Origin of the sequence: Sphingomonas sp. LH128 (genome assembly GCF_000293195.2) — a bacterium.
GTDB lineage: Bacteria > Pseudomonadota > Alphaproteobacteria > Sphingomonadales > Sphingomonadaceae > Novosphingobium > Novosphingobium resinovorum_A.
Genome location: NZ_ALVC01000236.1, coordinates 1 through 7,128 on the forward strand (window position 1 = coordinate 1; position 7,128 = coordinate 7,128).

6 protein-coding genes are annotated in these 7,128 nt (G+C 66.1%); 3 read left to right on the top strand and 3 right to left on the bottom strand.

Annotated features, from left to right (window positions below):
* Together LH128_RS33580 and LH128_RS18685 are read right to left on the bottom strand one after the other, a co-directional pair.
* On the bottom strand, positions 1-130 hold a 130-nt coding region (locus tag LH128_RS33580), incomplete at its 3' end, for an ArdC-like ssDNA-binding domain-containing protein (protein ID WP_008831240.1).
* Between the two features lie 78 nt (positions 131-208).
* Positions 209-2,371 (bottom strand): ParB/RepB/Spo0J family partition protein, encoded by a 2,163-nt coding sequence (locus LH128_RS18685; protein WP_008831241.1) that lies wholly within the window; start codon positions 2,369-2,371, stop codon positions 209-211.
* 472 nt (positions 2,372-2,843) lie between these two features.
* On the opposite strand from LH128_RS18685, the gene LH128_RS18690 reads away from it, so the two are divergent.
* The 3 genes from LH128_RS18690 to LH128_RS18700 all read left to right on the top strand — a co-directional run bounded on the left by LH128_RS18690 (position 2,844) and on the right by LH128_RS18700 (position 5,282).
* Positions 2,844-3,056: a hypothetical protein gene (locus tag LH128_RS18690; protein ID WP_008831242.1), complete on the top strand. Its 213-nt coding sequence runs from the start codon at positions 2,844-2,846 to the stop codon at positions 3,054-3,056.
* A 139-nt stretch (positions 3,057-3,195) separates the two neighbouring features.
* A complete protein-coding gene (locus LH128_RS18695; protein WP_008831243.1) occupies positions 3,196-4,989 on the top strand; it encodes an NERD domain-containing protein in 1,794 nt (597 codons plus the stop codon).
* Positions 4,990-5,072: 83 nt separating this feature from the next.
* Positions 5,073-5,282: a hypothetical protein gene (locus LH128_RS18700; protein WP_008831244.1), complete on the top strand. Its 210-nt coding sequence runs from the start codon at positions 5,073-5,075 to the stop codon at positions 5,280-5,282.
* Here LH128_RS18700 and LH128_RS18705 read toward each other — a convergent pair.
* A complete protein-coding gene (locus LH128_RS18705) occupies positions 5,257-7,128 on the bottom strand; it encodes a strawberry notch C-terminal domain-containing protein (protein WP_327195213.1) in 1,872 nt (623 codons plus the stop codon). The two genes, LH128_RS18700 and LH128_RS18705, sit on opposite strands and share 26 nt — an antisense overlap.

Below are 7,128 nucleotides of genomic sequence, written 5' to 3' on the forward strand. Positions count from 1 at the left end.
CCGCCCCCCCGCCGCTGCCACTCGTGCGCCAGGGCCGGGTCCAGGGCGGTACGCCCTTTTCAAGGCGATCGATGATGATGGCGCTGATTTCGGCCGCGGCATCCCGGCCGGTTCGTGCAGGCTTGGACATGGTGGAAAACTCCTCACAGACGAGACGACCACCGGCGCGAGGACACGCCGGTGGTCGCTTGCGGACAGGATTTGAGGCTCAGGCCTCGGCGGCGGCGAGTTCGTCTTCGTCGGCCTCGGCCGGCGCGGAGGCCGTCGGCGCGGCGGTCACTGCGTCACCGTCGTCGGTCTCGCTGTCATCAGCCCCGTCGCTTTGGGCCACGTTCAGGTCGCCAAGCGCATCGAGGGGCTCCTCCGCCTGTTCCGCCACGCGATCCAGGAAGCGCATGGCATTGGGGACCCAGGCGAGCGCCGCCTCCTTGACGTCGGGCTCGACGATCGACTCCCCGGCAAAGAGCTTTTCGCAGCTCGCGGCGATCTCGCCCTTCTTGAGTGTGGCATGGCGCGCGGTGAGCGAGCCCCCGCCGACATCGTTGAGCAGGGTGAGGATCGTGCCCTTGTTGACCCGGTCGAAGAAATTCTCCGCGGTGGGTCGCCACCAGGCGGCGACATCGATCTCGAGGATCGAGGCGAGGCGGTTCTGCAGCGGGATCTGTTCCGCCTTGAAACCGCCCTTGGCCTCGAGCGAGACGGCGACGATGTAGGCGAGCCAGGCTGCCTTGGCGTCGTCGCCGAGCGCGCGGAAGGCCTCGAACCGCTCCACGATATCGGCTGGTTCCGTCCAGGCCGCGTCGAGTCCGTCATGGGCCTCGGCGAGATACTGCCGCGCCCGGGTCACCGGCATATCACCCGAGATCGGGTCTTGCGGTGCTCCGGCCCGCAGCGTCGAGCCATAGTGGACGCTGTGGTAGCCGGTATGACGCGTGGACTGGCTGCGCGCGTCGATCATCGTGAAGAGGGCATAGTCGAGCGCGAGCGCGGGTTCGGCGAGGAGCGAGGCCGCCAGAATGTCACGGCGCTGCATGGCGAGTTCGTCGTAGAGCCGGGCGCTGAGCGGCTTGCCGCCCGGACCCACGGCTTCCTCGGGCAGGCTGGGCGCCTCCTTGTCGGTCCCGCCGATGCGGAAACCGCCTGCCAGGCGCTCGCCCTCTTCGCCGCCCTCGCAATCGTCCTCCTCGCCCTCGCCCTGCGCCTCGTCATCGATGCGCTGGATGGGCTGTTCGCTGAAGAACTGCGTGTCGAGGCGCATTTCGCCCTGCGGGGTCAGCAGGAGGAACGCGCCGACATGCGGCTTGAGCTGGTCGGGCAGCACCGGCAGCCGGTTCTCGATGGCTTCGGCCTCGGCCATCAGCGCGTCGTCCTCGCTGTCGAGCGCCTTGAACTGATCGTCGTCGAGCGCCTCGTCCTGCATCAGCTCTTCGAGCTCGCTGCGCCGCGCCTCGATCGCTTCCAGGCGCGCGGCCTGCTCGTCGGTCAGTTCGGGCGGATCGAGCATGACGCGGTAGAGATCCTGCGCGTGGTTATAGGCATAGCTGCTCGCGATCGGCCGGATCCAGGCGAGCCCGGATTCCTCGCCGATGCGCTTGGCCTCGGCTTCCATCATCTCGGCAGCGACGCCCTTGGCGATTTCGGGATCGATCCAGCGGTCGCCGCCCTCGCTGAAGAGGTCGCGATCGACCCGGCCGCCGGCGGCCGCATAGCGGTCCTCGCCGATCAGGAGCGCGATCGGTTCGTTGGATTTAAGGGCGTCGTTGGCGATGACGCGGCGGATGGAATCGGCGTTGACGTAGCTGTTCTGGCCGTAGGTACTCCAGACATCGAGCTGCTTGTCGTGGCTTTCCGTCGAGGCATAGGCCTTGGCGATGTCGAGCGTAATCGCGCCCGAGGCCAGCGCGTCGAAGATCGGCTCGGCCAGCGAGGCCAGGCGCAGGCGGCCTTCGACGAAGCGGCGGGTCTTGCCGAAGCGTTTGGCGACCCCGTCGATGTCGGCGCCCTTGCCGATGAAATGCTCATAGGCGCGGCATTCTTCGGCCGGGGTGAGCGGCAGCTGGTGATAGGTGGCGGCGAAGGACGTTTCGCTCAGATGCGCGATATCGCCCGTGATGACGCGCACTGGCACGTCATAGTCGGCCGCGACGATCGTGCCCGCCTCGACCAGCCGCATCAGCGCGCGCCAGCGCCGTCCCCCGTCGAGCACTTCGAACGTGCCCTTGGGCTTGGCCGGGGTCACCAGCATGTTCTGCAGGATGCCGCGGGCCTCGACGTCGGGGGTGAGTTCGTCGAGACGCAGCCGGTCTTCCGAAACCTTGCGCACATTGATCGGCGAGAGGCGGAGCTTGTTGAGTTTGACGCTGTCGATCACTGGAAGTCTCCTTGATGCCCGGACCATCCCGGGACACCCCTTCCGACCCCCCTTCTCTTTGCAGCGGCCCCGCCGCTGGCCGTTTCGGCCGCTTCGGCCGTCCGACCGGGGGCGGCGGCCTATGGTGCGACAGCGATCGCCAAGGCACGCGGAACGGGGCGCCGACACCTGTCAACGACGCCGGGAACCGGGTCAGGAAAAGGAACCGGTTGGCCGCTCCCGGCCCCTCTGTTAGGGCGGGGATGCGCTGCGCAAAGGGCAGCGCCGGACCTCGCAAGTCCGTGAACACAAGCAACTCGAAAACCATCGGTTTCCGGGCTGCCGTCGCGCATGTCCAGACCTTCGGGTTAAAGGTGACGGCGCATGTGTGTTCACATGTTGCGAGGTCCGGCGGCTCCCGCGTCCAGTGCGCGGGAGTTCGGACGACAGGCCAATCGCCCCTCTCCCACGGTTCAACCGGGAGCTCGAGGATATGGGCATGGCAGACACGAACAGCCGGGGCATCGCGATAGGCCTCATGCGGCAGGCGATGGTGTTTCTGGAAAAGGCCGAGGACTGGGATACGGCGGCGCGGCTGCAACATGCGCTCGATGTGGCGCTCGCGGCGCGGCCCCTCCAGCCCGGCGAAGAGCTCGATCCGCAAAGCGCCGCGCTCATCGCGGCTATTCCGCTCAGCAGCGATTAGGCCATTCGCCGGGCCTCGAGGGATTGGAAACCCTCCACCTCTTCCCTAGGAGGATTGCGGGAATTGGCGGGGCATCGCGTTGAGAAGAAACCGGATCATTTCTCCTCCACGGGAGGATCTCGACCGACTGCGCCAACCCTTGACGCCCGGCGAGCGCGTAGTCCTCGAGTTTTTCGACGCGCATCTCGACCCGGAATGGGAGATTTATTGCCAGCCGCATCTCAACGGCCTGCGCCCCGACTTCGTTTTATTAAACCGCTCGGTGGGAATCGCCGTCTTCGAGGTAAAGGACTGGAACCTCGATGCGATGCACTATTTCGTGCCCGCCGGCGGCCGGGACCTGCACGGGCGCAAGGACGGAAAGAGCTTTTCCCTTGCGGCGCAGAACCCCGTCACCAAGGTCAATCATTACCGAGATGCGGTCTACAAGCTCTACTGCTCTCGCCTGAAGCAGAATGCCGGCTTTGCCGCGGTGACGGCGGGCGTGATTTTCCCCTTCGCCGACAGCCGGCGCGTGCGCGACCTCTTCGCCGGCTTCCTGACGCGCGATGAGAATGATCCTCTGGCGCGCTATCAACCGGTCAGCGGTCGGGTGGAGCTCGCCGCCGGCCGGATCGATTTGATCATGCCGGAATCGCAGCGCCGGCACTCGATGCTCATGCGCGAGGACATCGCGGCCGACCTGCGTGGATGGCTGGTGGAACCTGATTTCTCGGTCACGCAGCGCCGACCGCTGGAGATGGACGCAAACCAGCGGCAGCTAGCCGAGACCCGAACCGAGAGCGGCTATCGCCGGATCAAGGGGCCCGCCGGGTCGGGCAAGTCGCTCGTCCTCGCAGCGCGGGCCGCGCGCCTTGCCGACGAGGGAAAGTCGGTGCTGGTCGCGACCTTCAACATCACCCTCTGGCACTATCTGCGCGATCTCGTCGTGCGCGCGCTCAAGGTGCGCGGGGGCCACCGCAATGTCGTGTTCGTCAACTTCCACAGCTGGTGCAAGCAGGTCTGCATGGAGGTGGGGTGGAGCGAGGCCTATGACGAGCTGTGGAAAAGCGGAGACGGCGCATCGGTGATGGAAGCTGCCCTTCCCAGCCTTGTCGCTTCGGCCGCGGCCGAGGAGGACAGCCCGCGCTACGACGCGATCCTGGTCGATGAAGGGCAGGACTATCGCCCACTCTGGTGGAATACGCTGCGACGGTTTCTGAAGCCTGGCGGGGAGATGATCCTTGCGGCAGATGCCACGCAGGATGTCTATGGGACGGCCCAGGCCTGGACCAACGAGGCAATGGCGGGCGCGGGGTTTCGTGGCGCCTGGGCGCAGCTCGACGTCAGCTATCGCCTGCCGCCCGCCACCCTGCCGCTGATCCAGAGCTTCGTGACCAGCTTTCTGCCGGAAGAGGGCGTTGAGTTGCCCAGTCCGCCACAAGCATCGCTCGATCTGTTCCCGGTGTCCCTGCGCTGGGTGCAGTGCACGTCGCAGCACAGAATCGAGACCTGCGTCACAGAGATCGTCGGAATGATGCGGCGGACGGGGAAGGCCCTGGCCAATGCCGATATCACCTTCCTTGCCGCCGACGCCTCGGTAGGCGCGATGGTCGTCTCTGCGCTCGCCGACCGCGACATTGCCAGCGTCGCCACCTTCGCGCCCGACATGCAGGAGCGCCGGCGCGAAAAGATGGCCTTCTACATGGGCGACGCTCGCGTGAAGGCCACGACCCTGCACAGCTTCAAGGGCTGGGAATCGCCGCTCCTGGTGATCTATGTGGACGAGAATGCGGGCGAGCGGTCGCTCGCACTGGTCTATGCAGGTCTCACCCGCCTCAAGCGCCAGCAGGCGGGAAGCGCCATGACGGTGATCTGCTCGTCCGCGCTGCTGCGCGACTATGGCAGCACATGGCCGGATTTTATCGAGAAAGGGCCACTCGCGACGCTTTGATCGGACGGCCAGCCACATCACCCCGTAGCGGGCGGCGGGGCTTATGCTATCCTAGGCCCATGGCACCAGCACGAGTGGATGCGATGGACGCGGTACATGACAAGAGGGCGCTTGCGGTCGGCCTGATCCGCAAGGCAGTTCAATTGCTCGAACAGGCGGGCGACAAGGCTGGCGCGGCGACGACCCAGGCGGCGCTCGCGGCCATGCTGCTGACCCAGCCCCTGGCGGGGTTGGAAATCGAGCCGGATGCCGCGAGCCTGATCGTGGCTATGCCGCTCGGGCCTCTGGCCTAAGCAGCCGGCCGAGGATGTCGGCAGCGCCTTCCACCGGCACGAACACGCGCGTGCGGTAGCTGATGATCTCGGTGAAGCAGCCAAGCGATTTGAGATAGGCAAGCTGCGCGGGCGGCGCGCCCACCAGTTCGATGCGGGGCAGACCGTTCACCACAGCGCGCTTGATCGCCATCGGGAACGGCTGCGTCAGTTCGACGCTACGTCCGCCGAGCGCGGACTTGACGATATCGCCGGGCGGCAGGTTCTCGGCGCGATCGAGGCCGAGCTTGGTGTAGAGCTGCACGACATGATCATCGAAGACGATGCGGCCGAGCCAGGACTGGCCGCTCTGGTCGGCGATGCGGTTGACGACGAGATGGTCGCTCGGAAGCGCTGACCAGATTGGCAGCAGGAGCCCGGTCGCGAGCCGGATCGTCTCGGTATCGACCTGCGCCGCCGCCGCTTCGGCCTCGGCGGCCCAGAGCGCGCGGAAGGTCTCCTCGTCGATCGGTGACCAGGCGGTTTCGGCAAGATCGGCAAGGCGCATATAATCATTGCGGGTCGGGCGCATGAGTTCGATGCGAGGGATGGGCGTCCCGTCCTTCTCTTCCATATGGGCGCGGGCCTTCACTTGCAGTGCGACCAGGCCGGACTTGGCATTGCGCAGGAAGGCGTGGCGGGGATGACTTTCAGCGATGCGCAGGATGCGCTCAAGCGAGACAGGCGTCTTGCGACGCGCCACCTCGATCGTGAGGAGGTGGGAGGTCGCGCCGCTGACCGGATCGGTGCGCAGGATCGTGTCGTCGATGATCGTCGCGGTATCGACGAGCATGGTCTCCACGCCGACGTCGAGCCGCCCCGCTTCGCGTGCGGCCTGTACCCGGGTTTCGACAAGAGCGAGAAACTCCTCGAAGATCCGGTTCTGCAACCCGATCGGGAGCGCAAGCAAGCGGTTCAGCCAGCGCTGGATCGGCGGCAGCTCGTCCTTCAGCACGCCGTCCTTGTCGGTGAGCTCGAGGCCGGTGCGCTCCTCGAACTCGGCGAGCGTGGTGCTCTTGAGCTTGCCGAGATGCAGGAGGTGGAACCAGCTCGTCAGCGCCGCGCAGGCGTAGCTGCTTTCCAGATTGTCGGCGGGGTCGAAGAGATTCTGTCCTCCGGTCTGGCGTTGCCCCCGTGTCAGCGCGCCCAGCGTATCGAGGCGCCGGGCGATGGTGCTGGTGAAGCGCAGCTCGCCCTTGCAGTCGGTGGTTACCGGCCGGAACAGGGGCGTGCAGGCCTGATGCGTGCGATGGGTGCGCCCCAGACCCTGGATCGCCCGGTCGGCCCGCCAGCCGGGTTCGAGCAGGAGATGGGCCCGCTGCTCCTGGTTCACCGCATCGAGGCTCGCATGATAGGAGCGGCCAGTCCCGCCCGCGTCGCTGAAGATGAGGATGCGCTTGAGGCCCCCCATGAAGGCGGCGGCCTCGGCCTGGCTGGTTCGGGTCGAGCGGGTCTCGAGCTTCTGGCGCCCGTCGCTCGCCTGGATCAGCCGCTTGGTGCGTCCTGTGATCTCGGCGACATTGTCATGGCCGAAATGATTGAGAAGCCCGTCGAGCGCGGAGGTGATCGGCGGTAGCGCGCAAAGCTGCTCGATGAGATTGGCGCGCGCCGCGAGCGCCTGCGGATTATAGACCGGATTGCCGTTCTCGTCGTCCATCGGCACCGAGCGCTCGGCCCCGGTGTCGTCGGTGAAGACGCGCATTTGCCGGGTCGGAAAGGCGCGTTCGAGATAGTCGATGACATATTCTTTGCAGTCGACATTTATGTCGAGCATTGCGGCCGGAGGCGTGGGATTGCGTCGATTGGTCATGATTTTACTCCAGATAAT

Bases quoted from the DNA above. Each gene is read 5' to 3' on its own strand.
- LH128_RS18700 (WP_008831244.1), top strand. From the start codon at position 5,073: ATGGACGCGGTACATGACAAGAGGGCGCTTGCGGTCGGCCTGATCCGC.
- LH128_RS18690 (WP_008831242.1), top strand. From the start codon at position 2,844: ATGGGCATGGCAGACACGAACAGCCGGGGCATCGCGATAGGCCTCATG.